The organism is Pseudomonas sp. 65/3-MNA-CIBAN-0223 (assembly GCF_040310425.1).
GTDB classification, from domain to species: Bacteria; Pseudomonadota; Gammaproteobacteria; order Pseudomonadales; family Pseudomonadaceae; genus Aquipseudomonas; species Aquipseudomonas gregormendelii.
The window spans coordinates 1-25,027 of the sequence record NZ_JBEOPV010000008.1 but is presented as its reverse complement, the minus strand read 5'-3'; the positions used below and the strand labels follow the sequence as shown (position 1 = coordinate 25,027).

Sequence of the window (25,027 nt, the reverse complement as noted above, 5' to 3'; positions counted from 1 at the left end):
CTATTCCTTTGGGAGTGATGGCCGATAAGTGTAGGTGTGTGAGTCAACGGGTCAACGAGCATGCCTCGCCCTGATAGTCAGCCATAAGCTTGTGCTGACGCAGCGGGTCGTTATGCTAGGCCGCAAACCGGATAAGGAGCGAATTGTGAAAGCGTGGACCGTATTGATGCTGGCCCTGTGTCTGCCGGTGGCAGCGATGGCCGAAGAAGCCAAGGAAGAAGTAGCGCCGAAGGTCAACTACATCACCCTGACCCCGCCATTTGTGGGCAACTACGGCCTGGACGGCACGCCCAAGCTCAAGGTCTACAAGGCGGATGTCGCCTTGCGCGTCACTGGGGATGAGGCGACCAAACTGGTGAAGGCCAACGAGCCGTTGATTCGCAATCAGCTGGTGGCGTTGTTCGCGCAGCAGACGACCGAGGCGATGAACAATGTGGAGGCCAAGGAGAAACTGCGTCAGGAAGCCTTGAAGCAGACCCAGCAAATCATGAATGACGAGACGGGCAAGCCGGTGGTTGAGGATCTGTTGTTCAACAACCTTATTATCCAGTAAGCCTTTCTTTGTCTGATTGAAGCATCAAAAGATGGCAGCCAGCGACAATTCCTGTCTGTGAGCGCGAACGCCTGTAGGCGCTGCCGCAGGCTGCGATGTTTTGTGCATTAGCGCAAAGCAATCACCGCCGCCCACTGCTCTGCCGTAACCGGCATCACCGACAGCCGCGAGCCTTTCTGCACCAGCGGCATCTCGGCCAGCGCCGCCTGCTGCTTCAGATAGTCCAGCTTCAACACCTTGGCAAACGTCTCCACATGGGCGACATCAATCGCGCTCCAGGCGTTTTTCTCGGCCGTGGCCTTCGGGTCGTAGTAATGGCTTTCAGGCTCCAGGGCGGTAGGGTCCGGGTATGCGGCTTCAATGATCCTGCCGATCCCGGCGATCCCCGGTTCCGGGCAGCTGGAGTGGTAGAAGAAAAACTCGTCGCCCACCGCCATGGCCCGCAGGAAATTGCGCGCCTGATAGTTGCGAACCCCGTCCCAGCGCGCTGTGCCCAACTTTGCCAGGTCCTTTATGGACAGTTCGTCGGGCTCGGATTTCATCAGCCAATAGGCCATGGTTTTGCTCCTTGCGAAGTGAGTGGGCAAGTTGTCGGGCAATTTTATGACAAACCGACAGTCGGTTGACGCCAGCGTTTGCGTGTAGGGTCCCGTTGTCGCAAAATGCCGGCCTTCTTAGCTTGACGCTGCTGCACGGCCTACAACGGAAACCGCTGCTGTCATCGTGTTGATATGCCTTTGGGGGGCAATCGATGAAACGCAAACCGGATTTACTATGGATTTTGGTTATTTTGTTCGGCCTCGGCGTCGTGACCACCGGTTATGCCCAAAGTCTGTGGAGCAACAAGACTGACGCTCCTATGGAATTGACCCAGCAACAACAGCCGTCGGCCTTCAAGCGCTGATCTGATTTCCGGACGCCGCACCTGCAGGAGCAAGCTTGCTCGCGACGGCGGCGTCACATTCAACATTCATCTGCCTGAAAGATCGCTATCGTGAGCAAGCTTTGCTCCTACGGTGCGATACCTGCGAAATACCAGCCCCTGTCCGTTACCGTTCCCTGCAGCGGCACATCCCAGCTCGCTTGAGCCAGTCGCTCGACTTTCTGACATTCATGAGCCAGCCCCAGCAGCGTCGGCTTGCGCCAGCTTTTGCGGCGTGCCAGATACGCCAGGCTCCTGTCATAAAAACCGCCACCCATGCCCAGGCGTCCGCCGACGTCGTCAAAACCGACTAATGGCAGCAGGACCAGGTCAAGCGTCCAGACTTTGCGCTGCGAAGCGAGGTTGGCTCGGGGCTCGAGGATGCGGAAGCGGTTGGGCTTGAGTTTTTCCCCGGGGCGAATTCGCTGGAACACCATGCGCGTTCGTGGCCAGGCGCTGAGCACTGGCAGGTACGTCACCTTGCCCCTTTGCTGAGCCGCACGCAGCAGCAGGCGCGGATCAATTTCACCGTCGGTGGGCAAGTAGAGCGAGATATGTTTTGCGCGGCGAAACAGCGGATGCTGGGCCAGTTGCCTATACAGCCCGCGAGCGGCCTGGCGCTGTTGACTGGGAGCCAGTGCGCGGCGAGCCTTGCGCAGCATGCGTCGAAGTTGCGGGCGGGGCAGCAGCGCAGGTTCGGTCATGGATTCGGGCTCGCGGGTCGGGTGACTAAATCGTACCCGTAAAAAAGCCGATGCCGGTAACGAAACCGGCATCGGACTGGAATCAGGCTCCCCGGATGAACCGCTGCTGACTTAGCCCTTGAACCCGAAAGTTCAAGGTGGAAGATGCAGTAGGCTTTAAGGCTTTCCGTCTAGCGGACATGCACACCAGCCCAACGTGCAACCTCCAGGGTAGTGCGAATCGGCTCAGGGACGTGGTCAACTGGCAAGCACCCCAGGGAGTGATGCGAGTATACCCCAAGCAGTCGCACGAATCAGCCCTTGGTGACGTCCGGATCGGTAGCGAGCACCAGATCGACACGATCGAGCAGGTCGCGAACCTGCTCCCGGGTCGAGCCGCTGGCCTGTACATCCGGGCGTTCTTCCTTGTGCAGGAGGTCGTGCGTGATGTTCAGCGCGGCCATCACGGCAATGCGATCGGCACCGATGACTTTGCCGCTGCTGCGGATCTCGCGCATCTTGCCGTCCAGGTAACGGGCGGCGCTCACCAGGTTGCTGCGCTCTTCCTGGGGGCAGATGATCGAATACTCTTTATCGAGGATCTGCACGGTAACGCTATTGCTTGAACTCATGAGTCTTGCTCCAGGGCCTTGAGGCGCGAAATCATCGATTCGACCTTACGCCGAGCGATTTCATTTTTTTCAATGAGGTGCGCGCGTTCCTCGCGCCAGGTCTTTTCCTGAGCTAATAGGAGTCCGTTTTGGCTCTTTAGTTGCTCGACCCGGTTAATTAACAACTCGAGTCTGGCCATCAGCGCTTGCAGGTCGGTGTCTTCCATTGTCTTCACTGTCTGATGGGTGTCGGACTGCAGGAGCGAGCTTGGTCGGGGCGGCGATCCGACGGTGAACCCGAGAACGCTGCGGGGGTGTCACGCACACCGCGTTATCGTTTGCGACCATCGTCGGATCGCCGCCCGGAACAAGCTCGCTCCTACAGAGGAGTCGATGTAGGATACAAGGCCTTCATTCTAGACATTGCGCCGTCTGGCGCCTAGCTGCCCATGCCCATTCAGAATTCCCCGTACCAAGCCTTCGCCACCCTGCTGACTTCCAGCGGGCATAACGTCTCTCCCGCTGAGCTGCACGGGCTGTTGCTCGGCCGTAGCTGCGCCGGTGCCGGCTTCAATGCCGACGAGTGGCTGATCGATGCCGCCGAGCTGCTGGAAAGCGATCCTCAGGACAACGTCCGCAACGCCTTGATCGGCTTGCAGGAGATGGTCAAGGGCGAGCTCACCGGCGACGACGTTACCGTCGTTCTGCTGCTGCCAACCGATGACGAACCACTGGCTGACCGCGCCGCCGCGCTGGGCCAATGGTGCCAGGGTTTCCTCAGCGGCTTTGGCTTGAACTGCCGTGACAGCAGCATGCTGAGCACCGAAGCCACAGAAGTGTTACAGGATCTGGCAGCCATTTCCCAGGTGCAGGACGCCCTGGAAGAATCCGACGACGGCGAAAGCGATTACATGGAAGTGATGGAGTACCTGCGAGTAGCACCGCTGCTGCTGTTCTCCGAAACCAGGAAGCCGGATGCGCCGGCTGCCGCCAAGCCGTCACTGCATTAATCGTTTGCCAGGGAAAGCCATCTGCCCATGATTCATATCCCGAAATCGGAATACAGCCGTCGCCGCAAGGCCCTGATGGCGCAGATGGAGCCCAACAGCATTGCCATCCTGCCCGCTGCAGCGGTGGCCATTCGCAATCGTGACGTGGAGCACGTCTACCGTCAGGACAGCGACTTCCAGTACCTGAGCGGTTTCCCCGAGCCCCAGGCCGTGCTGGTGCTGATGCCTGGGCGGTCACATGGCGAGTACATTCTGTTCTGCCGTGAGCGCAATGCCGAACGCGAGTTGTGGGACGGCCTGCGTGCGGGTCAGGAAGGCGCGATCCGCGACTTTGGCGCCGACGATGCGTTTCCCATTACCGACATCGACGACATTCTCCCGGGCCTGATCGAAGGGCGCGACCGGGTGTATTCGGCCATGGGCAGCAATCCGGAATTCGATCGGCACCTGATGGACTGGATCAATGTGATCCGCTCCAAGGCCCATCTGGGCGCCCAGCCGCCGAACGAATACGTTGCCCTGGATCATCTGCTGCACGACATGCGCCTGTATAAATCGGCGGCAGAAGTGAAGGTGATGCGCGAGGCCGCACGGATTTCCGCCCAGGCGCATATCCGTGCGATGCAGGCCAGTCGCCCCGGGCTATACGAATTCAGCCTGGAAGCCGAGCTGGACTACGAATTCCGCAAAGGCGGGGCGAAGATGCCGGCTTACGGCTCGATCGTCGCCGCCGGGCGCAACACCTGCATCCTGCACTACCAGCAGAACGACGCGCTGCTCAAGGATGGCGATCTGGTGCTGATCGACGCCGGTTGCGAGATCGACTGCTACGCCAGCGACATCACCCGTACCTGGCCGGTGAATGGCAAGTATTCGGCTGAACAGAAGGCGATATATGAACTGGTGCTGGCTTCCCAGGAAGCCGCGTTCGCCGAAATAGCGCCAAACAAACACTGGAATCAGGCGCACGAAGCTACGGTCCGGGTGATCACCTCGGGCCTGGTGGAGTTGGGTCTGCTGCAGGGCGATGTCGATGAGCTGATTGCCAGCGAAGCCTACAAGGCTTTCTACATGCACCGCGCCGGGCATTGGCTGGGCATGGATGTGCATGATGTCGGCGAGTACAAGGTTGGTGGCGAGTGGCGGGTGCTGGAAGTCGGCATGGCCCTGACGGTGGAACCGGGCATCTACATTGCCGCGGACAATCAGAAAGTTGCGAAAAAATGGCGCGGCATTGGCGTGCGCATCGAGGACGACGTGGTGGTGACCAAGACCGGTTGTGAAATCCTGACCAGAGGCGTACCGAAGACGGTCGCCGAGATCGAGGCCTTGATGGCTGCCGCACGGGCACAAGCGGCATGAGTCGGGCAAACCTGGCAATCATCGGGGGTGGCCTGGTCGGCGCCAGTCTGGCCTTGGCGTTGCAGGCAGGAGCCAAGGCCCGTGGCTGGAAGATCGTGCTGATCGAGCCCTTCGCGCCCGGCGACACCTACCAGCCAAGCTATGATGCGCGTTCCTCGGCGCTGTCCTACGGCGCCCGACAGATTTATCAACGGCTGGGCGTGTGGCAGGAGATTACCCGCCGCGCCGAGCCGATCAAGCAGATCCACGTCTCTGACCGCGGTCGCTTCTCTACCGCGCGCCTGTCGGCGATGGAGGAGGGCGTGCCGGCGCTGGGTTATGTGGTGGAGAACGCCTGGCTTGGCCAGTGCCTTTGGCAAGCGCTGGACAAGGACGTCATCACCTGGCGCTGCCCGGCTGAAGTCACCGCCATGGAGCCGCTGACCGATGGTTATCGCCTGACCCTCAACGATGAAACCACTTTGGAATGCGACCTCGCCGTGCTCGCTGATGGTGGTCGCTCCGGGCTTCGCGAGCAATTGGGCGTGGGCATCCGCAAGCGTCCGTACAACCAGAGCGCGCTGATTGCCAACATCACCCCGAGTGAATCTCATAACGGCGTGGCGTTCGAGCGTTTCACCGACGACGGCCCGATGGCATTGCTGCCATTGCCGGACAACCGCTGCGCCCTGGTCTGGACGCGCCAGGGTATGGACGCGCAGCGCCTGGCGGCGCTGGACGAGCGTGCATTCCTCAGTGAGCTGCAGGGTGTTTTCGGTTATCGCCTTGGCACCCTCAAGCAGGTCGGTGCGCGACATCTGTACCCTTTGACGCTGATTGAGGCCGAGGAACAGGTGCGTCCGCACCTGGCAATTCTCGGCAATGCGGCACATAGCCTGCACCCGATTGCCGGCCAGGGTTTCAACCTGTCGCTGCGTGATGCCCAGGCCCTGGCCGATGCGCTGCTGGCGAGCGCAAAAGCCCCCGGCGATTTCGCCACCCTGCAGGCTTACCGCGAGCGTCAGCGCCTGGATCAAAACTTGACGGTCGGCTTCTCGGACCAGGTCACTCGCTTGTTCGGCAGCACCCAGCCACTGGTTTCCCTGGGTCGCAATCTCGGCCTGCTGGGCCTGGACCTGCTGCCGCCGGCCAAGCGCTGGTTCGCCCGGCAGGCCATGGGACTGGGTACCCGTCCCGATGCTTGACTGGTTGAGCAAAAAATTTGGCAAGGCACGGCTGATGCGTTGGGCGATGACCCTGTACCCGCCGTACCTCGGTGCCGGCGTCCGTGTGCAGCACATCAGCGATGACTTTCGTGACGTGCGGGTGCGCATGGGGCTGGGCTGGTACAACCGCAATTATGTCGGGACCCAGTTCGGCGGCAGCCTGTATTCGATGGTCGATCCGTTTTTCATGTTGATGCTGATGGAGAACCTCGGTCACCGGTACATCGTCTGGGACAAGGCCGCCGATATCGATTTCATTGCGCCCGGCAAGGGCCCGGTATTCGCCCGCTTCACCATTGACGATACCTTGCTCGATGAGATCCGCCGGCAAACGGCCGATGGCAAAAAATACCTGCCGCAGTTGCAGGTCGATATTCATGACGGCGCCGGCCATTTGGTGGCGCAGGTCGGCAAAACCCTTTATGTGCGGCTCAAGCCGCAAGCGAGACAGGCATAAGCATGGAAATGCGCGCAGATCTGCTGATTGTCGGGGCCGGAATGGTCGGCAGTGCCCTGGCGCTGGCGTTACAGGGCAGCGGGCTGGAAGTGCTGCTGCTGGACGGCAGCCCCATGAGCGTCAAACCCTTCGACAACCAGGCGCCGTTCGAGCCGCGAGTGAGTGCCCTGTCGGCCGCCAGCCAGCGGATTCTGGAGCGTCTGGGTGTTTGGGATGGCATCGCAAGCCGGCGCACCAGCCCCTACACCGACATGCACGTATGGGACGGCAGTGGCACCGGGCAGATTCACTTCTCGGCGGCCAGTGTTCACGCCGAAGTGCTTGGGCACATTGTCGAAAACCGCGTGGTTCAGGATGCCTTGCTCGATCGCCTGCACGACTGTGACCTTGGCCTGCTGGCCAATGCACGCCTGGAGCAGATGCGTCGTTCCGGGGATGACTGGCTGCTGACCCTGGCCGACGGTCGCACGTTGCGCGCACCCCTGGTGATCGCTGCCGATGGCGCCAATTCGGCGGTACGGCGCCTGACCGGCATGGCCACACGCGAGTGGGATTACCTGCACCACGCGATCGTCACCAGCGTGCGCAGCTCCAACTCACATCAGATGACCGCCTGGCAACGCTTCACCGACCATGGCCCCCTGGCCTTCCTGCCGTTGGAACGCGACGGTCAGCAGGATTGGTGCTCGATTGTGTGGTCGACCACCCCCGGCGAAGCCGAGCGGCTGATGGCGCTGGACGAACAAGGTTTCTGTCGCGAACTGGAGCGGGCCTTCGAAGGTCGACTCGGCACCGTGCTGGGTGCCGATCCACGCGTATGCGTGCCGTTACGCCAGCGCCATGCCAAACGCTATGTCGCTGAAGGCCTGGCATTGATTGGCGATGCAGCACACACCATTCACCCGCTGGCTGGCCAGGGCGTGAACCTGGGGTTCCTCGATGCAGCGGTACTGGCGGAGGTCCTGCTGCAAGCGCTCGAGCGCGGCGAGCGCCTGGCGGAGCCTAAGGTTTTGAGCCGCTACGAGCGTCGGCGCATGCCCCACAACCTGGCGCTGATGGCGGCGATGGAAGGCTTTGAACGTTTGTTCCAGGCCGATCCATTGCCGGTGCGCTGGTTGCGCAATGCCGGGTTGAAGCTGGTGGACCAGATGCCCGAGGCGAAGGCGCTGTTCGTGCGCGAGGCGCTGGGGTTGACCGGGGATCTGCCGGCGCTGGCCAAGGCCTGAACCTTTGGTTGGGGCGAAGGGCAAGATCTTGTAGGAGCTGCCGAAGGCTGCGATCTTTTGATCTTGAATGTGTTTGGTTCGCTGAAAAGCAAAAATCAAAAGATCGCAGCCTTCGGCAGCTCCTACAAGAGAGCGGGGTTGCTCGCGAGGGGTCGGCTCATTCAACAAAATCCCAAGCCATGCAACATCTGGTAACTCCTCTACCCACTCATCGATTGAGAAGGCGAATGTGAGTCCTTATCATTTCGCCTCACACTTCAATCGAGAGACTGCTCCCATGTTGGCACCGAAGCGTCTACTGACCGCACTCGCCCTGACCCTGATCGGCAGCACCATCGCCCAGGCTGCCGATGAGGTAGTGGTTTACTCGTCGCGTATCGACGAGCTGATCAAACCGGTTTTTGATGCCTACACCGCAAAAACCGGGGTGCAGGTCAAATTCATCACCGACAAGGAAGCGCCGCTGATGCAGCGGATCAAGGCCGAAGGCGAGAATGCCACGGCCGACCTGCTGCTCACCGTCGATGCCGGCAACCTCTGGCAAGCGGAGCAGATGGGCATCCTGCAACCGTTCACCTCCAAAGTGATCGACGCCAACATCCCCTTGCAGTACCGCTCCTCCGCTCACGCCTGGACCGGCCTGAGCCTGCGAGCGCGGACCATTGCCTATTCGACGACGCGAGTGAAACCCGGCGAGTTGACCACCTATGAAGGCCTGGCCGACAAGAACTGGGAAGGGCGCCTGTGCCTTCGCACGGCAAAAAAGGTCTACAACCAGTCCCTGACCGCGACCATGATCGAAGTCCATGGCGCCGACAAAACCGAGCAGATCCTCAAGGGTTGGGTGAACAACCTGTCCACCGACGTTTTCTCCGATGACATCGCCGTGCTGGAAGCGATCAACGCCGGCCAATGCGATGTGGGCATCGTCAACACCTACTACTACGGCCGCCTGCACAAGCAGAAGCCGGACCTGGCGGTTAAGCTGTTCTGGCCTAACCAGGGGGATCGCGGGGTGCACGTCAACCTGTCGGGTATCGGTCTGACCAAGCATGCGCCACACCCGGAGGCGGCCAAGGCGCTGGTGGAATGGATGACGACCCCTGAAGCGCAAAAAATCTTCGCCGACGTGAACCAGGAATTCCCGGCCAACCCGGCTGTGCCGCCGTCCGCTGAAGTGGCGAGCTGGGGCAAGTTTGTCGCCGACACCTTGCCGGTGGAAATTGCCGGCAAGCGTCAGGCGGAAGCGATCCGGATGATGGATCGGGCTGGCTGGAACTGAGTCTGGTTCTTTAAAGATCAAAAGATCGCAGCCTCCGGCAGCTCCTACAGGGTGTACATAATCCCAATGTAGGCGCTGCGGGAGGCTGCGATCTTTTTGCGTTTTCCCTACACTGCACGATTTTCCCGCGAGAGCGCTTCCTTGGCCCACCCCGCCCAACGCCGCTGGTATCCCCTGGTCTTCGCCATCGCTGCGCTGGTCCTGCTGCCCCTCAGTGTCTTGCTGTTGTCATGGAGGAGCATCGATTTTCAGATCTGGTCCCACCTCTGGGACACCCAGATGCCGCGGCTGCTGGGCAATACGCTGACCCTGGTGGTCGGCGTCGGGGTCGGCGTTACGTTGCTGGGCGTCAGCCTGGCCTGGCTCACCAGCCTCTGTGAGTTTCCCGGGCGTCGTTGGCTGGATTGGGCGCTGATGCTGCCGTTCGCGATCCCTGCGTACGTGCTGGCCTTTGTCTTCGTCGGGTTGCTGGATTTCGCCGGTCCCGTGCAAACCTTGCTGCGTGAATGGTTCGGCACCGGGCTGCGGCTGCCGCGAGTGCGCTCGACCGGTGGCGTTATCCTGGTTCTGGTGCTGGTGTTTTATCCCTACGTTTACCTGTTGGCGCGCACTGCGTTTCTGGCCCAGGGCAAAGGCTTGATGGAAGCCGCGCGCGTCCTTGGTCAGTCCCCGTGGCAGGCGTTCTGGCGGGTGGCACTGCCCATGGCTCGCCCGGCGATCGGCGCCGGCGTGGCGTTGGCCCTGATGGAGACCCTGGCGGATTTCGGGGCCGTGTCGGTGTTCAACTTCGATACGTTCACGACAGCTATCTACAAGACCTGGTATGGATTCTTCAGCCTGTCCACGGCGGCTCAGTTGGCCAGCCTGTTGCTGCTGGTAGTGATGGTGGTGCTGTACGGCGAGCGACGGGCCCGTGGCGCCAACCGGGCGAGCAACGAGCGGCCGCGGGTCAAGGCGCTTTATCACCTGCGCGGCTTCAAGGCGGTCGCCGCCATGAGTTGGTGCGGGCTGGTGTTCGCCTGCGCCTTCGTCATCCCCATGCTGCAACTGGTCGTGTGGTTTTGGCAGCGGGGGCGCCTGGACCTCGATGAGCGCTACGCCGGGCTGATCGTTCATACCCTGTATCTGGGCGCCATGGCTGCGTTGATTATCGTCAGCGTCGCGCTGGTGCTGGCATTCGCCCGCCGCCTGGCGCCGACCCGGGCAATTCGTTCCGGCGTAAGCCTGGCCAATCTGGGATACGCCTTGCCCGGGTCGGTTCTGGCGGTGTCGATCATGCTGGCATTCAGTTATCTGGATCGCGAACTGGTGATTCCGCTGTCCGGTTGGCTGGGCGGGGCGGGCAAGCCGTTGCTGCTGGGCAGCCTGTGTGCATTGTTGCTGGCCTATCTGGTGCGATTCATAGCCGTGGCCTACGGCCCCCTGGAAAGCAGCCTGGCGCGTATACGGCCATCTTTGCCCGAAGCGGCACGTAGCCTCGGCGTCAGTGGCCCGCGACTGTTTTTCAAGGTGTATCTGCCGTTATTGCTCCCGGGGACCTTGAGCGCTGCCTTGCTGGTATTCGTCGACGTGCTCAAGGAAATGCCCGCGACCCTGCTGATGCGCCCGTTTGGCTGGGACACGCTGGCGGTGCGGATCTTTGAAATGACCAGCGAGGGCGAGTGGGCGAGGGCTTCCTTGCCGGCGCTGACGCTGGTTATGGTGGGGCTGTTACCGGTCATCGGATTGATCAGACGCTCGGCGCATCGAAACGCCTAGGTGCCAGTCCTACACCTTGCAGCTACAATGCGCGGCATTCGGTGCGGCATGTCCTACAGCTCTGGTCGCTGAAATCGGCTCAAAGCCCTCTAATTCAAGGCTTTCAGCCCATGCAGAACTTGCCCGCACCTTCGCCACGCCCGGAAGGAGAAACCCATGGGACAGCGTACGCCTCTGTATGACCTTCATCTCGCCCTCGGCGCGAAGATGGTCGATTTTGGCGGTTGGGATATGCCCCTGCATTACGGCTCGCAGGTCGAGGAACACCACCAGGTGCGCCGCGATTGCGGGGTTTTCGATGTATCCCACATGACCGTGATCGATATCGGCGGCCCCGAGGCCAAGGCCTGGCTCCAGTATTTGCTGGCCAATGATGTCGAGCGACTGCACAGCCCCGGCCGTGCCTTGTACAGCACCATGCTCAACGAGCGGGGTGGCATCGTCGATGACATGTTGGTCTATCGACTCGAGGACGGTTATCGGTTGGTGGTCAACGCTTCCACTCGCGACCAGGACCTGGCCTGGATGCAGGCGCATCTCGACGGGTTCGATGTGCAACTGGTTGAGCGCTCGGAACTGGCCATGCTGGCCATCCAGGGCCCCCAGGCTCGACACAAGATATGCGAACTCGTCTCCCAGTCCCGTGGCAACCTGATCCAGCTGCTCAAACCGTTTGAAGGTCGCAGCGATGGTGACTGGTTCATCGCCCGCACCGGCTATACCGGTGAAGACGGGCTGGAAATTGTCCTGCCCGCCAGTCAGGCGCCGGGCTTCTTCAATGACCTGGTTGGCGCGGGCATTTCGCCGATCGGCTTGGGTGCACGCGACACGTTGCGGGTTGAAGCCGGCATGAACCTTTACGGCCAGGACATCGATCAGGAGGTTTCGCCCCTGGTTTCGAACATGGCCTGGAGCATTGCCTGGGAACCGGCCAGTCGCCAGTTCGTCGGCCGCGCGGCCCTGGAAGCCGAGCGGGCCGGTGGCATTCAACACAAACTGGTCGGCCTGGTGCTGGAAGAGCGTGGGGTACTTCGCGCTCATCAGGTCGTTCGCATAGCCGATGTTGGCGAAGGAGAGATCACCAGTGGTAGTTTCTCTCCTACGCTTAGCAAGTCGATTGCACTGGCGCGCGTGCCGATGGCCACTGCCGACCGCGCCGAAGTGGAAATCCGTGGCAAGTGGTACCCGGTTCGAGTGGTCAAACCGACCTTCGTACGCCATGGCAAAACCTTGATCTAACTTTTTTGGCGGGCACTGACCGCTGATATTTATTCCCGAGGACACAGAAATGAGCAATATCCCTGCCGACCTGCGTTTTGCCGAAAGTCACGAATGGGCCCGTCTTGAAGCCGATGGCACCGTTACCGTGGGCATCAGCGACCACGCTCAGGAAGCCCTGGGTGACGTAGTGTTCGTCGAGCTGACTGAAGTCGGTAAAGTCTTCGCCGCTGAAGATCAGGCGGGCGTAGTCGAGTCGGTGAAGGCCGCTTCGGACATCTATTCCCCGATTGCCGGTGAAGTGATTGCAGTCAACGAAGAGCTGGGCGGTTCGCCCGAGTTGCTCAACACCGACCCGTACGGCGCTTGGATCTTCAAGCTCAAGCCAAGCAACGTGGCTGACCTGGACAAGCTGCTCGATGCCGGCGCCTACAAAGCCGCTATCGGCGAGTAAGCGTTCAGCACCACCCCAAAGCCCCGACCTGTCGGGGCTTTTTTTCGATCTTTTGATCTTCGCGGGCACCGCGACGGTGCCTGCTATGCTGGTTTGACCGTGTTACATCGACGCCGAGCGCCACTCAAGAGAGAGCCCGTCATGTCCCAGTTGCCGTCCCTGAGCCAGTTACGCGACCCCAATGCCTTCCTTCGCCGGCACCTGGGCCCCGATGCCGCCGAGCAGCAAGCCATGCTCGACAGCCTGGGCATCGGTAGTCGTGTCGAGCTGATCGAGCAGACGGTGCCGCCGGGTATTCGCCTGAACCGTGCTCTTGATCTGCCCCCCGCACTCGACGAAGAAGCGGCGTTGGCCAAGCTGCGCGGTTATGCCCGGCAAAACCAGGTCTGGACCAGCCTGATCGGCATGGGCTATCACGGAACCCTCACGCCGCCGGTCATTTTGCGTAACGTCCTGGAAAATCCCGGTTGGTACACCGCCTACACCCCTTATCAGCCCGAGATCGCCCAAGGCCGACTGGAGGCACTGCTGAACTTCCAGCAGCTGACCATCGACCTTACCGGGCTGGAGCTGGCCAATGCCTCGCTGCTGGATGAAGCCACGGCGGCGGCGGAAGCCATGGCGCTGGCCAAGCGCGTGGCCAAGTCGCGAAGCAACCTGTTCTTCGTCGATGAAAACTGTCATCCGCAGACTATTTCGGTGGTGAAGACCCGCGCAGAAGGTTTCGGTTTCGAGCTGATCATCGACTCGGTGGACAACCTCAGGCAGCACCAGGTCTTCGGCGCGCTGCTGCAATATCCCGACACCCATGGCGAAATTCGCGATCTGCGCCCGCTGATTGATCACTTGCATGCACAGCAGGCGCTGGCCTGCGTCGCGACCGACCTGTTAAGCCTGCTGATGCTCACAGCGCCGGGAGAACTGGGGGCCGACGTGGTGTTCGGCTCGTCCCAGCGATTTGGCGTGCCCATGGGCTACGGCGGGCCCCATGCGGCATTCTTTGCCAGTCGCGAAGAGTACAAACGGGCGATTCCGGGGCGCATCATTGGTGTGTCCAAGGATGCGCGCGGTAACGTCGCCTTGCGCATGGCCCTGCAGACCCGCGAGCAACATATTCGCCGCGAAAAGGCCAACTCGAACATCTGCACCGCCCAGGTCCTGCTCGCCAACATTGCCAGCTGCTACGCGGTCTACCACGGGCCTGAAGGGCTCAAGCGCATCGCCCAAAGGGTTCATCGCCTGACCTGCATCCTGGCTGCGGGACTTGAGCGCCACGGCATCATCCGTCTCAATCAGCACTTCTTCGACACTCTGACCCTGGAGGTCGGCGGTACCCAGACGGCGATCATCGAAAGCGCCCGGGCGGCGCAGATCAACCTGCGCATCCTGGGGCGCGGGCAACTGGGTCTAAGCCTGGACGAAACCTGCGATGAAACTACCGTAGCCCGATTGTTCGATGTGTTCCTGGGTGCCGATCATGGGCTCATCGTCGAGGAAATGGACGCGCAAGCCCTGGCGAGCGGTATTCCAGAGGCGCTGCTCAGGACCTCTCCCTACTTGCGCCACCCGGTGTTTAACGCCCATCACAGCGAAACCGAAATGCTGCGCTACCTCAAGCAGCTGGAGAACAAGGACCTGGCGCTCAACCAGTCGATGATCCCGTTGGGCTCCTGCACCATGAAGCTCAACGCTACCAGTGAAATGATCCCCATCACCTGGCCCGAGTTCGCCAACCTGCATCCCTTCGTGCCGAGGGAGCAGGCGGCGGGATATACGTTGATGATCGAGGAGCTGGAGCGCTGGCTCTGCGCGATCACCGGATTCGACGCTATTTGCATGCAGCCCAATTCCGGTGCCCAAGGCGAATACGCCGGGCTACTGGCGATTCGCAAATACCATGAGAGCCGGCAGCAGGGCGCGCGGGATATCTGCCTGATTCCCTCTTCGGCCCACGGTACCAATCCTGCTTCGGCGCAGATGGCCGGGATGCGCGTGGTAATCGTCGAGTGCGACGAGGCAGGTAATGTCGATCTCGACGACCTGAAAGACAAGGCCGCCGCCGCAGGGGACAAACTCGCCTGCCTGATGGCGACGTATCCTTCAACGCATGGTGTGTACGAGGAGGGGATCAGCGAAATCTGCGAAGTTGTCCACAGCCAGGGTGGCCAGGTGTACATGGACGGCGCCAACCTGAACGCCCAGGTCGGGCTGGCGCGCCCGGCCGACATTGGTGCGGACGTCTCGCACATGAACCTGCACAAGACCTTTTGCATTCCCCACGGCGGGGGCGGGCCTGGCATGGGGCCGATCGGCGTGCGGGCGCACCTGGCGCCGTTCGTGGCCAATCACCCCGTCGTGCCGATTGACGGGCCGCTGCCACAGAATGACGCCGTGAGTGCCGCTCCCTGGGGCAGCGCGAGCATTCTGCCGATCAGCTGGATGTATATCGCGATGATGGGGCCACAGTTGGCCGATGCCAGCGAGGTGGCGATTTTAGCGGCCAATTACCTGGCACAACATCTGTCCGGGGCTTTTCCTGTGCTCTACACCGGGCGCAACGACCGGGTTGCGCATGAATGCATTCTCGACTTGCGCCCCTTGAAAGCGTTGACCGGGATCAGTGAGGAGGACGTTGCCAAGCGTTTGATGGACTACGGTTTTCATGCCCCGACCATGTCGTTTCCGGTGCCCGGGACCTTGATGGTGGAGCCTACCGAAAGCGAATCGAAAGCGGAGCTGGACCGCTTTATCGGTGCGATGCTCAGCATTCGCGCGGAAATCACCGAGGTACAGAACGGCAACTGGCCAGCTGAAGACAACCCGCTCAAGGGCGCGCCACATACGTTGGCCGATATCACCGGGGTTTGGGAGCGGCCCTATAGTATCGAGCAGGCGGTGACGCCGGATGCCCATACCAAGGCGCACAAATACTGGCCGGCGGTGAATCGGGTGGACAATGTGTACGGCGACCGCAACCTGTTTTGCGCGTGCGTGCCGGTGGATGATTACCGCTGATAGACCCTTGGCACATGGGGCATCACAGAGGAATGTCACGGGGGACGCAGAGGTTATGTCAGGCAAAAAAATGCCGCTCATGGGAGCGGCATTTTGTTCAGCCAACAGGCTTATTCCGAGGCAATGGCATTCTTCGCCAAAATCGCATTCGCCAGTTCCATGTCCGTGGCCTGCAGGCCAGGATTGTCGGCGCGGACTTTCTGCATGGCGGCTTCCAGGTACGGGCCGCGGATGCCGCCGTCGCTGGCGACGAAGCTACCTGCGTCATCTTGAGCCGCGACAATCAGCTTGTGATCCTTGAACGTCAGGTAAGTCGAACCGGTGGTGGCGCCGGACGAGATGACGTTACGCCAAAAGCTGTCGGCCATCGCCGATCCGACTGGAAGGGACAGCAAGGCGAGGGTAGCGACAGCAAACTTGAAACGCATGATGGGTGACTCCACTGGATTAACTACCCCGTTTGATCGCCAATCTGGCAATCCAGTTCCGTGGTGGCTCACTCGGTAGGTTCAACCAGCAGGATCGCCCCTTGCTGCCCGGTCACCCGCACCCGACTGCCGGGGGCCGCATCGGGTCCGCGGGCCATCCACACGCCGTCGGCCACCTTGATCTTGCCGCGTCCGTCGACGATCGCTTCGTGCACGACAAAGGTCCTGCCGATCAACTCCTGCCCTCGCAAGTTGAGGTTCGGCTCGTCACTCTGGCGTACTGCGCTGCGCTGGCGTCGCCACCAGTACAGCGCCGTGGCGATCGAGAACAAGCCGAACAGCAGGAACTGCACCTCCCAGGACATCCCCGGTAGCAGGAAGGTCAGCACGCCAACAGCCGCGGCGGCCATGCCGATCCACAGCAGATAGCCGCCGGCTCCGAACACTTCAAGAATCAGCAGCAGCGTGCCGACGGCAAGCCAGTCCCAGAACGACAGATTTTGCAGGAATGCCCACATGGTATGCCTCAGGCCTTCTTGTTATCGAACGTCGCCTTGACGATTTCGCCGATGCCACCGACCGCACCGATCATCGAACTGGCCTCAAGCGGCATCAGGATCACTTTGCTGTTGTTGGCCGAGGCCAGCTTGCCCAGCGCATCGATGTACTTCTGCGCGACGAAGTAATTGACCGCCTGCACGTTGCCGCCGGCGATCGCTTCGGACACCACCTTGGTGGCCTGGGCTTCGGCTTCTGCTTGACGCTCCCGGGCTTCCGCTTCGAGGAATGCGGCCTGGCGACCACCCTCGGCTTCGAGGATCTGCGCCTGCTTCTTGCCTTCGGCCGTCAGGATCGCTGCGGCACGCAGGCCTTCGGCTTCGAGGATCTGGGCGCGCTTGATCCGCTCGGCCTTCATCTGCCCGGACATCGCGGCCATCAGGTCGGCGGGTGGGCTGATGTCCTTGATTTCGATTCGGGTGATCTTGATGCCCCACGGTGCAGTCGCCTCATCGACGGTGCGCAGCAGTTTTTCGTTGATCCCGTCACGCTGGCTGAGCATCGCATCCAGCTCCATGGAGCCAAGGACGGTACGGATGTTGGTCTGCAGGAGGTTGCGAATCGCGTGTTCGAGGTTGTTGACCTCATAGGCCGCCTGCGCCGTATTGACCACCTGGAAGAAGCACACCGCATCGATCTGCACCGTGGCATTGTCGGCGGTGATGACTTCCTGCGGCGGAATATCCAGCACGCTTTCCATCACGTTGATTTTGCGGCCGATGCGGTCCATGACCGGAATGATGATGTTCAGGCCAGGCTTGAGGGTGTTGGTGTAACGGCCGAATCGTTCGACCGTCCATTGGTAACCCTGGGGCACGACTTTGAAACCCATGAAAAGAATGGCGACCACCAGGCCGACAAAAAGCAGGAGCACGGTACCGATCTGCATAACAATTCCCTGTTGAGTGCATCAATGAATTCTCGACCGCAGAAGTGTAGCGGTGCAGGTCATGGATATGAACCGGAACCGGGCCCTCGCATCATCAAGAGACACAAAAGGGTTACTTCTGCTCGCTCTGTGGCGTGACCCGCAGCACCTCTTCGATGGTCGTCAGCCCCGCCGCGACCTTCTGTGCCCCGGATAATCGCAGGCTGCGCATGCCTTCCTTGAAGGCCTGCCTGCGCACCGCCAGCAAGTCGGTATCGGGACTGATCAGCGCCTTGATTCCGTCGGTCAGCTGCATGATTTCATACACGCCCGCACGTCCTCGGTAGCCGGTGTCACGACACTCCAGGCAACCGATGGCGCGCTGTGCGTTACCTGGCAGCGGTGCCTGCCATGGTCTGGTCAGGGTTTGCCAGTCTTCTTCGCCCAGGGCCAGCGGCGCCTTGCAATGCGGACAAAGGGTGCGTACCAGGCGCTGGGCCATGACGCCGAGCACCGTGGCCTTGATCAGGTAGTGCGGCACGCCCAGTTCCAGCAGGCGGCTGATGGCACTGGGTGCATCGTTGGTATGCAGCGTTGACAGCACAAGGTGGCCGGTGAGCGCCGCCTGGATCGCCATTTCAGCGGTCTCGAGGTCGCGGATCTCGCCAATCATGATGATGTCCGGGTCTTGCCTCATCAGCGCGCGCACGCCGGCGGCAAAGGTCAGGTCGATGTTGTGCTGGACCTGCATCTGGTTGAACGCCGGCTCGACCATTTCGATCGGGTCCTCGATGGTGCACAGGTTAACCTCGGGCGTCGCCAGCTTCTTGAGGGTGGTATAGAGCGTGGTGGTCTTGCCGGAACCGGTCGGCCCGGTGACCAGGATGATGCCGTTGGGCTGGCGGGTCATGTCCTGCCAGCGGCGCAGGTCTTCGGCGGAAAAACCCAGCTGATCGAAGTCCTTGAGCAGCACTTCCGGGTCGAAAATCCGCATGACCATTTTTTCGCCGAACGCCGTCGGCAACGTCGACAGGCGCAGCTCGACCTCACCCCCGTCCGGGGTCTTGGTTTTCACTCGGCCGTCCTGGGGTTTGCGTTTTTCCGCAACGTTCATCCGGCCCAGGCTTTTCAGGCGGCTGACGATTGCCATGGTCACCTGCGGCGGGAATTGATAGACGTTGTGCAGCACACCGTCGATGCGAAAGCGCACGGTGCCCTGCTCACGCCGCGGCTCGATATGAATATCGCTGGCGCGCTGCTGGAAGGCGTATTGGAACAGCCAGTCGACGATGTTGACGATGTGCGCGTCGTTGGCGTCCGGTTCCTGGTCGCTGGCGCCGAGGTTGAGCAACTGTTCGAAGTTGCCCATGGAATTGATCTGTTGATCACCGGTGGTCGCGCCGCTGACTGATTTGGCGAGGCGGAAAAACTCCACGCTGAAGCGCTGGATGTCCACCGGGTTGGCCACCACCCGTTTGATCGGCAGCTTCAGGACATGGGTCAGGTCGGCTTCCCAGCCGTTGACGTACGGCTGGGCGCTGGCCACGGTAACGGCGTCGCGGTCGACCGAGACGGCAAGAATCTTGTGGCGCTGGGCGAACGCGTAGGACATCAGCGGCGTGATGGCCGCAACATTGATCTTCAGCGGGTCGATGCGCAGGTAGGGTTGGCCGGCCTGCTGCGACAGCCACAGGGTCAGGCTTTCCAGGTCGAGATGTTTGCCGGGGCGGCTGAGGTCATCGAGATGCTGGCCGGCGATGAACTCCAGTGGGTGCAGTTGGCCATTAGCCGCGTGGCGCCGCCTGGCATTGAGTGCGAGTTCGGCCGAGTCCTGGCTGATAAAACCTTGGGCGACCAGTTCGCGCAGCAAATCATTGAGATCCAGCCAGCGGTCCTGAATGGCGAGTTGAACGGACATGCGGGCTCCTCATGAACAACAGTGCGCAAAGGATAGACGCGCAGCCGCCAATCGTTGGGCCACTACCCGACGAAGCCGTATCGAGGGGTTTCAGCCTGTCGCTTGAGCCGCGATATTCCAGGAGGAATCGGCGTTTTGCAGATCGACCGAGCAGACGCTGATCAGATTACGCAATTTTTCCGCTATCACCTCGGCACGATGCCAGCTCAAGCCATCAATGACGATATGCATCGACAACAAATCGTCGCTGCGCTGCACATTGACCTGGTGCGGGGTGAGGCATTGCAGGGCAAACAGATTGAGCGCGCGACACAGCAGGTCGGGTTCGGCCTCGGCCAGCAACTGGTAGTGCACGCGGCAATGGGCGGTACGGACGTTCCAGACATCGGGGCGCAAGTGGGGACTTTTTACGGCTTCGAGGTGAGGCATGGGGCAGGCTCCAGGATCAATGGAGGAATTTTTACATTCGAAGCCGGGTATTTCTTATCTATGATGGACCTAATTGGCGATTCTTCGAATCGTACAATTCAATTTAATAGGGTTGGCGGGTTTATTTATGCACAGTGATCTGGATGGCTACGACCGCAAGATTCTTGCCCTGCTGCAGGAAGATGCTTCGCTCTCCAGTGCGCAGATCGCCGAGCAGGTGGGATTGTCGCAGTCGCCCTGCTGGCGGCGTATCCAGCGGATGAAAGAGGAGGGGATCATTCGCGGCCAGGTGACGCTGCTGGATCGCAAAAAAATCGGGCTGAACACACAGATTTTCGCCGAGATCAAACTCAACGCCCATGGGCGCTCGAACTTCACCGAATTCACCGAGGCGATTCGCGGTTTCCCCGAGGTGCTGGAGTGTTATGTACTGATGGGTTCGGTGGATTTTTTGTTGCGGATCGTCACGGCGGACATCGAGGCGTATGAGCGGTTTTTCTTCGAGAAGTTGTCGATGGTGCCGGGGATTCAGGAGGTGAACTCGATTGTGGCGTTATCGGAGATCAAGTCGACGACCAGTTTGCCCGTGTTGCGGTGAAGCAAAAGATCGCAGCCTGCGGGGGAATGTGTATATCCGTAGGAGCTGCCGAAGGCTGCGATCTTTAACGATGTTACATTCGCAGCAACATTTTCCAGGCACGATTCTGATAAACCGCAATAGCCTGCTGCTTGCGCGCATCCAGGGATTCGTCGGTAATCGGCTCGTTGGCCAGTTGCGCCAGCTGTTTCAGCTCACCGTAAAGGCGATCCATTTCCGGGATCTCCAGCACGCTGCGGGCATGGTGCAGCCAGGACTGGATGCGCTCGATGCGCGGCAGTTGCTCGGCGAGGTCTTCCGGTTGCTGCTGATAGCGCTGCAGCTGCAAGGACGTTGCCTCTTCGCCCAGCAGGCGTGGAAGCCAGCTGCCCAGTTGCGCCGCGCCCTGGCGATTGCCTCGTACGTTACGCTCGGCGGTCCAGGTACGGGCCAGCAACCAGCGCGAAGTGTTGAGGGAGAACAGACCCCAGCGCGGGTCTTCGAGCTCTTCCAGGAATTGTTCAGGCGCGGCTTTGCGCACATCCTCGTCATCCACCCCGGCCTGGACCAGTGGGCGCCAGTCTTCGAGCAACGCGTCCAGCGCGACTCGCAGGTCGTGGGTCGATTGACGCGGTGCGGCTTGCCCCAGGCTGCTGAGCAGTGCGCGCATTTCAGCCAGGTTCTCGACCCAGTCCTGCAGCAAACGCCAGTGGCCATTGAAGCGGTACTGCTCGGCCAGGCGCTGGCTACTGCCCAGCAAATGCCAGCACAGCGCGGCAAATGCGTCATCCAGCGGCATTTCGGCGCTGATTTGCGGTGCCGGCAGGCTCAGTGAATAGCTGTTGGCGTCGTACAGGCGATAACCGCGCTCGGCCTTGCTGATGTCACACGGCATCAACGCCAGGGTTGCGGCCAGTTCGGCAGCCAGTTCCAGCAGAGCAGCAGGTTCGCCTTCGCGCAGTTCCAGTTCCAGCTCGCAGATTTCTTCTTTCTGCTTGCCGACCACTACATGGCCCAGGTCCAGCGCGGCTTCGATGACCACCTTGGTTTTGCCACGGCCCCAAGCGATTTCGGCACGTTCGCGAACGAAGTCGGTGGTGAAGATGGCTTTCAGGGTCTTCTTGTCCAGTTCGGCCAACTCTTCAGGCCAGCATTCGCCGTCGAGTTTTTTCACATCGAGCTTGGCTTTGGGCAGTTTCCAGTCGTATTCGTTACGCTCGGACAGACCGGCAACGCTGTGGCCGCGGGTCTTGAGGGTCTGAATCACTTCTTCGCCATCACGGCGCAGGCGCAGGGCAACCTTGGCGCGGGCCAGGTCGCGCTCAGGCGTGTCGAAGTACTGGTTCATCAGTTCACGGCGTTCCCAGCCACTTTTGTTGCGTTTTTTCAGTAGCGGGTGCTCGCGCAGAGCTGCGAGGGTTTCGCGGCTGACGCGGAGTTTGATTTCGGTTTCTTTCTGCATGGCCGGAAAATCCAGGATCGGGAGCGCAGCCGGGGGAATGTGTGGCTGCCAAGGCCGTGCAGTGTACAGGACTCGTCCATCCTACGCCCCGCGACGGTTTATTCCTGCCGCCAGATAGCTCTATGATGGACTTCAATTCGGGAGTTGGAGTCAGCGATGCCTTTGCCGTCCATGAAAGATCAGTTCGCTGCGCTGATCGCTGCACCGTCCGTCAGTTGCACCCAGGCCAGTCTCGATCAGACCAACCGCCCTGTCATCGACCTGCTGGCCACCTGGCTGGGCGACCTGGGTTTTGCCTGCGACATCCAGCAGGTCAGCCCCGGCAAATTTAATCTGCTCGCCAGCTTCGGTTCCGGTCCTGGTGGCCTGGTATTGGCCGGGCATAGCGACACCGTGCCGTTCGATGGCGCTTTGTGGCAGACCGATCCTCTGAAGCTGACCGAAGTCGACGGCCGCTGGGTGGGTTTGGGCAGTTGCGACATGAAGGGTTTCTTCGCTTTGGCGATCGAAGCCGTCATACCCTTGCTCGACCAGCCGTTCAAACAGCCGCTGCTGATCCTCGCCACCTGCGATGAAGAAAGCTCGATGTCCGGTGCCCGCGCGCTGGCCGCAGCCGGACGGCCGCTGGGGCGCGCGGCAGTGATCGGCGAACCGACCGGCCTGAAGCCGATCCGCATGCACAAGGGCATCATGATGGAGCGCATCGATATACTCGGGCAGAGTGGCCATTCCTCCGACCCCCGCCTGGGACACAGTGCCCTCGAAGCGATGCACGATGCCATCGGTGAGCTGCGTGGCCTGCGCTTGCTCTGGCAACGCGAGTTTCGCAACCCGCAGTTCGGCGTACCCACGCCCACGATGAACTTCGGGTGCATCCACGGCGGCGACAATCCCAACCGGATTTGCGGGCAGTGCTCCCTGGAGTTCGATTTGCGACCGCTTCCAGGCATGGACCCGAAGGCCTTGCGCGCGGAGATTTTGCAGCGGCTCATGCCGGTTGCCGAACGGCATCAGGTAAAAATCGATTACGCGCCGCTATTCTCTGAAGTGCCGCCGTTCGAGCAGGCTGAAGACGCTGAACTGGTACGCGTCGCCGAAAAGCTCACAGGTCACATGGCCGAAGCAGTGGCGTTCGGCACCGAAGCGCCTTATCTTCAGCGCCTTGGTTGTGAAACGCTGGTGCTTGGTCCTGGGGATATAGCTTGTGCCCACCAGCCGGGGGAATACCTCGAAATGTCACGTTTGCAGCCTACGGTGCATCTATTACGTCAACTGATTGAACATTACTGCCTGACACCGGCCAAATCTGTCGGTTGAACGCTATCTCCGTAGGAGCTGCCGCAGGCTGCGATCTTTTGATCTTGCTTTTGAAAAAACAAAGATCAAAAGATCGTCCGAGCGCGGCCCGAGCCTTCGGCAGCTCCTACAGTGTTGGCCGGTTAAATCAGTAGTATCCAACCCGTATTCATGAGGAGAGCGCGCGTGTCGCCAAGCCTGTTCCGACGATAACCATCAGCCCGCTGTGCGTTGTTCCGTTTCGCCCATTTTTTGGCTGCTATTTATTACAGGCCCAGGTTCATGCCCGAATACGTTAATTGGCTTCGTCACGCTTCCCCCTACATCAACGCCCACCGCGATTGCACCTTCGTTGTCATGCTGCCCGGCGATGGCGTGGAGCATCCAAACTTTGGCAACATCGTCCATGACCTGGTGCTGCTGCACAGCCTGGGCGTGCGGCTGGTGCTGGTTCACGGCTCCCGTCCACAAATCGAAGCGCGCCTGGCTGCCCGTGGCCTGACCCCGCATTACCACCATGGGATGCGTATCACCGATGCCGCCACCCTTGAATGCGTGATCGATGCCGTCGGCCAGCTGCGGATCGCCATCGAAGCGCGACTGTCGATGGACATGGCGTCTTCGCCGATGCAGGGCTCGCGCCTGCGGGTGGCCAGCGGCAACCTGGTAACTGCACGGCCGATCGGCGTGCTCGAAGGGGTTGATTACCACCACACCGGTGAGGTGCGTCGGGTCGACCGCAAAGGCATCAATCGCCTGCTGGACGAGCGCTCCATCGTGTTGCTGTCGCCTTTGGGCTATTCGCCAACCGGCGAGATCTTCAATCTGGCTTGCGAAGACGTCGCGACCCGCGCCGCCATCGACCTGGGCGCCGACAAATTGCTGCTGTTTGGTGCCGACCTGGGCCTGATCGACGAAAGCGGGCGCCTGGTGCGTGAGTTGCGTCCTCAGCAAGTGCCGGCGCACCTGCTGCGCCTGGGCAGCAATTATCAGGGGGAACTGCTCGATGCCGCTGCTGAGGCCTGCCGTGGCGGTGTAGCACGCAGTCATATCGTCAGTTATGCCGAAAACGGTGCGCTGCTGACCGAGCTGTTCACCCGCGACGGTGGCGGTACCCTGGTGGCCCAGGAGCAATTCGAAATCGTGCGCGAAGCGGCGATTGAGGACGTCGGTGGCTTGCTGGACCTGATCAGCCCGCTGGAAGAGCAGGGCATCCTGGTGCGTCGTTCCCGAGAGGTGCTGGAGCGCGAGATCGAGCAATTCAGCGTGGTCGAGCGCGAAGGCATGATCATCGCCTGCGCGGCGCTGTATCAGATTGCCGATTCGGATGCGGGTGAGCTGGCGTGCCTGGCGGTCAACCCGGAGTACCGCCACGGCGGGCGTGGCGATGAACTGCTGGAGCGCATCGAAACCCGCGCCCGGGCCCAGGGCCTGAAAACCCTGTTCGTCCTCACGACCCGTACCGCCCACTGGTTCCGCGAGCGCGGGTTCGTGCCAAGCAGCGTGGACCGGCTGCCGTCGGCGCGAGCGTCGCTGTACAACTATCAGCGTAATTCGAAGATCTTCGAAAAAACCCTGTAACGCAATCCCCCTGTAGATACTCTGTTACCGGTCAAGCTTTCAGCAGGTGTTTTTCGCTGAAAAGCTTGGCCGTATCGAAATCTTCTCCTGCGCGTATGCACGCCCACAAGCCTGTCAGGTATTTGCGCATAACCGCGCAGATGGCCTGCATTTT

25 protein-coding genes, 1 other RNA gene and 1 pseudogene are annotated in these 25,027 nt (G+C 60.9%); 15 read left to right on the top strand and 12 right to left on the bottom strand.

All coding sequences use genetic code 11. The annotated features are described in order from the left end of the window. Positions 1–145: 145 nt before the first annotated feature. Positions 146–553 (top strand): flagellar basal body-associated protein FliL, encoded by a 408-nt coding sequence (locus AAEZ09_RS11220; protein ID WP_045059652.1) that lies wholly within the window; start codon positions 146–148, stop codon positions 551–553. Positions 554–660: 107 nt separating this feature from the next. Here the strand turns inward: AAEZ09_RS11220 and AAEZ09_RS11215 are convergent, their stop codons facing one another. Beyond that, entirely contained in the window at positions 661–1,110 is a 450-nt protein-coding gene (locus tag AAEZ09_RS11215; protein WP_205893149.1) for an EVE domain-containing protein, read from the bottom strand. 194 nt (positions 1,111–1,304) lie between these two features. Between AAEZ09_RS11215 and AAEZ09_RS11210 the strand changes: the two genes are divergently transcribed. Next, the gene (locus AAEZ09_RS11210; RefSeq protein ID WP_122841054.1) at positions 1,305–1,457 is read left to right on the top strand and encodes a hypothetical protein; all 153 of its coding nucleotides are present in this window, start codon (positions 1,305–1,307) and stop codon (positions 1,455–1,457) included. A gap of 107 nt (positions 1,458–1,564) precedes the next feature. Here the strand turns inward: AAEZ09_RS11210 and AAEZ09_RS11205 are convergent, their stop codons facing one another. The 4 genes from AAEZ09_RS11205 to AAEZ09_RS11190 all read right to left on the bottom strand — a co-directional run bounded on the left by AAEZ09_RS11205 (position 1,565) and on the right by AAEZ09_RS11190 (position 2,996). Continuing rightward, complete coding sequence (locus tag AAEZ09_RS11205; RefSeq protein WP_350599515.1) at positions 1,565–2,179, bottom strand: 5-formyltetrahydrofolate cyclo-ligase; 615 nt, start codon at positions 2,177–2,179, stop codon at positions 1,565–1,567. Between the two features lie 84 nt (positions 2,180–2,263). After that, positions 2,264–2,442: non-coding RNA, 6S RNA (gene ssrS, locus AAEZ09_RS11200), on the bottom strand. Positions 2,443–2,472: 30 nt separating this feature from the next. Next, positions 2,473–2,790 carry a cell division protein ZapA gene (locus tag AAEZ09_RS11195; RefSeq protein WP_007942435.1) on the bottom strand — a complete coding sequence of 106 codons (318 nt, stop codon included), beginning with the start codon at positions 2,788–2,790 and terminating at the stop codon, positions 2,473–2,475. Further along, the gene (locus AAEZ09_RS11190) at positions 2,787–2,996 is read right to left on the bottom strand and encodes a TIGR02449 family protein (RefSeq protein ID WP_003213954.1); all 210 of its coding nucleotides are present in this window, start codon (positions 2,994–2,996) and stop codon (positions 2,787–2,789) included. Before AAEZ09_RS11190 ends, AAEZ09_RS11195 begins: the two co-directional genes overlap by 4 nt. A gap of 222 nt (positions 2,997–3,218) precedes the next feature. Between AAEZ09_RS11190 and AAEZ09_RS11185 the strand changes: the two genes are divergently transcribed. The 10 genes from AAEZ09_RS11185 to gcvP all read left to right on the top strand — a co-directional run bounded on the left by AAEZ09_RS11185 (position 3,219) and on the right by gcvP (position 15,756). Beyond that, entirely contained in the window at positions 3,219–3,779 is a 561-nt protein-coding gene (locus AAEZ09_RS11185) for a YecA/YgfB family protein (RefSeq protein ID WP_350599514.1), read from the top strand. Positions 3,780–3,806: 27 nt separating this feature from the next. Then, positions 3,807–5,141 carry a Xaa-Pro aminopeptidase gene (gene pepP, locus AAEZ09_RS11180; RefSeq protein WP_045059648.1) on the top strand — a complete coding sequence of 445 codons (1,335 nt, stop codon included), beginning with the start codon at positions 3,807–3,809 and terminating at the stop codon, positions 5,139–5,141. Beyond that, positions 5,138–6,325 carry a 2-octaprenyl-6-methoxyphenyl hydroxylase gene (ubiH, locus tag AAEZ09_RS11175; RefSeq protein WP_045059647.1) on the top strand — a complete coding sequence of 396 codons (1,188 nt, stop codon included), beginning with the start codon at positions 5,138–5,140 and terminating at the stop codon, positions 6,323–6,325. Before pepP ends, ubiH begins: the two co-directional genes overlap by 4 nt. Next, positions 6,318–6,803: a DUF4442 domain-containing protein gene (locus tag AAEZ09_RS11170; RefSeq protein WP_350599513.1), complete on the top strand. Its 486-nt coding sequence runs from the start codon at positions 6,318–6,320 to the stop codon at positions 6,801–6,803. The genes ubiH and AAEZ09_RS11170 overlap by 8 nt, the downstream gene beginning before the upstream one ends. A gap of 8 nt (positions 6,804–6,811) precedes the next feature. After that, positions 6,812–8,029 (top strand): 2-octaprenyl-3-methyl-6-methoxy-1,4-benzoquinol hydroxylase, encoded by a 1,218-nt coding sequence (locus tag AAEZ09_RS11165; RefSeq protein WP_350599629.1) that lies wholly within the window; start codon positions 6,812–6,814, stop codon positions 8,027–8,029. A gap of 277 nt (positions 8,030–8,306) precedes the next feature. Next, positions 8,307–9,311 carry an extracellular solute-binding protein gene (locus tag AAEZ09_RS11160; protein ID WP_045059644.1) on the top strand — a complete coding sequence of 335 codons (1,005 nt, stop codon included), beginning with the start codon at positions 8,307–8,309 and terminating at the stop codon, positions 9,309–9,311. A gap of 141 nt (positions 9,312–9,452) precedes the next feature. Next, a complete protein-coding gene (locus tag AAEZ09_RS11155; RefSeq protein WP_350599512.1) occupies positions 9,453–11,069 on the top strand; it encodes an ABC transporter permease in 1,617 nt (538 codons plus the stop codon). Positions 11,070–11,225: 156 nt separating this feature from the next. Further along, positions 11,226–12,308, top strand: a complete 1,083-nt coding sequence (gcvT, locus tag AAEZ09_RS11150; RefSeq protein WP_350599511.1) for a glycine cleavage system aminomethyltransferase GcvT — start codon at positions 11,226–11,228, stop codon at positions 12,306–12,308. Between the two features lie 49 nt (positions 12,309–12,357). Beyond that, the gene (gcvH, locus tag AAEZ09_RS11145; protein ID WP_045059641.1) at positions 12,358–12,741 is read left to right on the top strand and encodes a glycine cleavage system protein GcvH; all 384 of its coding nucleotides are present in this window, start codon (positions 12,358–12,360) and stop codon (positions 12,739–12,741) included. A gap of 141 nt (positions 12,742–12,882) precedes the next feature. After that, positions 12,883–15,756: an aminomethyl-transferring glycine dehydrogenase gene (gene gcvP, locus AAEZ09_RS11140; RefSeq protein ID WP_205893145.1), complete on the top strand. Its 2,874-nt coding sequence runs from the start codon at positions 12,883–12,885 to the stop codon at positions 15,754–15,756. A gap of 110 nt (positions 15,757–15,866) precedes the next feature. On the opposite strand, the gene AAEZ09_RS11135 is transcribed toward gcvP, so the two are convergent. The 5 genes from AAEZ09_RS11135 to AAEZ09_RS11115 form a co-directional block, all read right to left on the bottom strand. Then, a complete protein-coding gene (locus tag AAEZ09_RS11135) occupies positions 15,867–16,184 on the bottom strand; it encodes a DUF2388 domain-containing protein (RefSeq protein WP_045059639.1) in 318 nt (105 codons plus the stop codon). A 68-nt stretch (positions 16,185–16,252) separates the two neighbouring features. After that, positions 16,253–16,702 (bottom strand): NfeD family protein, encoded by a 450-nt coding sequence (locus tag AAEZ09_RS11130; protein WP_205893143.1) that lies wholly within the window; start codon positions 16,700–16,702, stop codon positions 16,253–16,255. Between the two features lie 8 nt (positions 16,703–16,710). Then, positions 16,711–17,631 (bottom strand): SPFH domain-containing protein, encoded by a 921-nt coding sequence (locus AAEZ09_RS11125; RefSeq protein WP_045059637.1) that lies wholly within the window; start codon positions 17,629–17,631, stop codon positions 16,711–16,713. Between the two features lie 112 nt (positions 17,632–17,743). Then, positions 17,744–19,528 (bottom strand): type IV pilus assembly ATPase TfpB, encoded by a 1,785-nt coding sequence (gene tfpB / locus AAEZ09_RS11120; RefSeq protein ID WP_045059636.1) that lies wholly within the window; start codon positions 19,526–19,528, stop codon positions 17,744–17,746. Positions 19,529–19,618: 90 nt separating this feature from the next. Continuing rightward, a complete protein-coding gene (locus AAEZ09_RS11115) occupies positions 19,619–19,957 on the bottom strand; it encodes an ACT-like domain-containing protein (RefSeq protein WP_350599510.1) in 339 nt (112 codons plus the stop codon). A 127-nt stretch (positions 19,958–20,084) separates the two neighbouring features. Between AAEZ09_RS11115 and AAEZ09_RS11110 the strand changes: the two genes are divergently transcribed. After that, positions 20,085–20,555, top strand: a complete 471-nt coding sequence (locus AAEZ09_RS11110) for an Lrp/AsnC family transcriptional regulator (RefSeq protein WP_045059634.1) — start codon at positions 20,085–20,087, stop codon at positions 20,553–20,555. Positions 20,556–20,628: 73 nt separating this feature from the next. Here the strand turns inward: AAEZ09_RS11110 and AAEZ09_RS11105 are convergent, their stop codons facing one another. Next, the gene (locus AAEZ09_RS11105; protein WP_350599509.1) at positions 20,629–21,996 is read right to left on the bottom strand and encodes a CYTH domain-containing protein; all 1,368 of its coding nucleotides are present in this window, start codon (positions 21,994–21,996) and stop codon (positions 20,629–20,631) included. A gap of 156 nt (positions 21,997–22,152) precedes the next feature. Here AAEZ09_RS11105 and argE point away from each other — a divergent pair, with 156 nt between their 5' ends. Together argE and argA are read left to right on the top strand one after the other, a co-directional pair. After that, a complete protein-coding gene (gene argE / locus AAEZ09_RS11100) occupies positions 22,153–23,313 on the top strand; it encodes an acetylornithine deacetylase (protein WP_350599508.1) in 1,161 nt (386 codons plus the stop codon). Positions 23,314–23,574: 261 nt separating this feature from the next. After that, complete coding sequence (gene argA, locus AAEZ09_RS11095; RefSeq protein ID WP_350599507.1) at positions 23,575–24,873, top strand: amino-acid N-acetyltransferase; 1,299 nt, start codon at positions 23,575–23,577, stop codon at positions 24,871–24,873. 31 nt (positions 24,874–24,904) lie between these two features. Here the strand turns inward: argA and AAEZ09_RS29415 are convergent. Beyond that, positions 24,905–25,027, bottom strand: a pseudogene (locus AAEZ09_RS29415) (IS110 family transposase); the annotation flags it as partial.

What these genes read in the sequence shown, in the direction of transcription:
- AAEZ09_RS11110 (WP_045059634.1), top strand. Translation starts at nt 20,085, where the DNA reads ATGCACAGTGATCTGGATGGCTACGACCGCAAGATTCTTGCCCTGCTG.
- AAEZ09_RS11165 (WP_350599629.1), top strand. Translation starts at nt 6,812, where the DNA reads ATGCGCGCAGATCTGCTGATTGTCGGGGCCGGAATGGTCGGCAGTGCC.
- AAEZ09_RS11185 (WP_350599514.1), top strand. Translation starts at nt 3,219, where the DNA reads ATGCCCATTCAGAATTCCCCGTACCAAGCCTTCGCCACCCTGCTGACT.
- ubiH (WP_045059647.1), top strand. Translation starts at nt 5,138, where the DNA reads ATGAGTCGGGCAAACCTGGCAATCATCGGGGGTGGCCTGGTCGGCGCC.
- AAEZ09_RS11210 (WP_122841054.1), top strand. Translation starts at nt 1,305, where the DNA reads ATGAAACGCAAACCGGATTTACTATGGATTTTGGTTATTTTGTTCGGC.
- tfpB (WP_045059636.1), bottom strand. Translation starts at nt 19,528, where the DNA reads ATGTCCGTTCAACTCGCCATTCAGGACCGCTGGCTGGATCTCAATGAT.
- AAEZ09_RS11215 (WP_205893149.1), bottom strand. Translation starts at nt 1,110, where the DNA reads ATGGCCTATTGGCTGATGAAATCCGAGCCCGACGAACTGTCCATAAAG.
- pepP (WP_045059648.1), top strand. Translation starts at nt 3,807, where the DNA reads ATGATTCATATCCCGAAATCGGAATACAGCCGTCGCCGCAAGGCCCTG.
- gcvT (WP_350599511.1), top strand. Translation starts at nt 11,226, where the DNA reads ATGGGACAGCGTACGCCTCTGTATGACCTTCATCTCGCCCTCGGCGCG.
- AAEZ09_RS11135 (WP_045059639.1), bottom strand. Translation starts at nt 16,184, where the DNA reads ATGCGTTTCAAGTTTGCTGTCGCTACCCTCGCCTTGCTGTCCCTTCCA.
- gcvP (WP_205893145.1), top strand. Translation starts at nt 12,883, where the DNA reads ATGTCCCAGTTGCCGTCCCTGAGCCAGTTACGCGACCCCAATGCCTTC.
- AAEZ09_RS11190 (WP_003213954.1), bottom strand. Translation starts at nt 2,996, where the DNA reads ATGGAAGACACCGACCTGCAAGCGCTGATGGCCAGACTCGAGTTGTTA.
- AAEZ09_RS11160 (WP_045059644.1), top strand. Translation starts at nt 8,307, where the DNA reads ATGTTGGCACCGAAGCGTCTACTGACCGCACTCGCCCTGACCCTGATC.
- AAEZ09_RS11170 (WP_350599513.1), top strand. Translation starts at nt 6,318, where the DNA reads ATGCTTGACTGGTTGAGCAAAAAATTTGGCAAGGCACGGCTGATGCGT.
- argE (WP_350599508.1), top strand. Translation starts at nt 22,153, where the DNA reads ATGCCTTTGCCGTCCATGAAAGATCAGTTCGCTGCGCTGATCGCTGCA.
- gcvH (WP_045059641.1), top strand. Translation starts at nt 12,358, where the DNA reads ATGAGCAATATCCCTGCCGACCTGCGTTTTGCCGAAAGTCACGAATGG.
- AAEZ09_RS11125 (WP_045059637.1), bottom strand. Translation starts at nt 17,631, where the DNA reads ATGCAGATCGGTACCGTGCTCCTGCTTTTTGTCGGCCTGGTGGTCGCC.
- AAEZ09_RS11195 (WP_007942435.1), bottom strand. Translation starts at nt 2,790, where the DNA reads ATGAGTTCAAGCAATAGCGTTACCGTGCAGATCCTCGATAAAGAGTAT.
- argA (WP_350599507.1), top strand. Translation starts at nt 23,575, where the DNA reads ATGCCCGAATACGTTAATTGGCTTCGTCACGCTTCCCCCTACATCAAC.
- AAEZ09_RS11205 (WP_350599515.1), bottom strand. Translation starts at nt 2,179, where the DNA reads ATGACCGAACCTGCGCTGCTGCCCCGCCCGCAACTTCGACGCATGCTG.
- AAEZ09_RS11130 (WP_205893143.1), bottom strand. Translation starts at nt 16,702, where the DNA reads ATGTGGGCATTCCTGCAAAATCTGTCGTTCTGGGACTGGCTTGCCGTC.
- AAEZ09_RS11115 (WP_350599510.1), bottom strand. Translation starts at nt 19,957, where the DNA reads ATGCCTCACCTCGAAGCCGTAAAAAGTCCCCACTTGCGCCCCGATGTC.
- AAEZ09_RS11105 (WP_350599509.1), bottom strand. Translation starts at nt 21,996, where the DNA reads ATGCAGAAAGAAACCGAAATCAAACTCCGCGTCAGCCGCGAAACCCTC.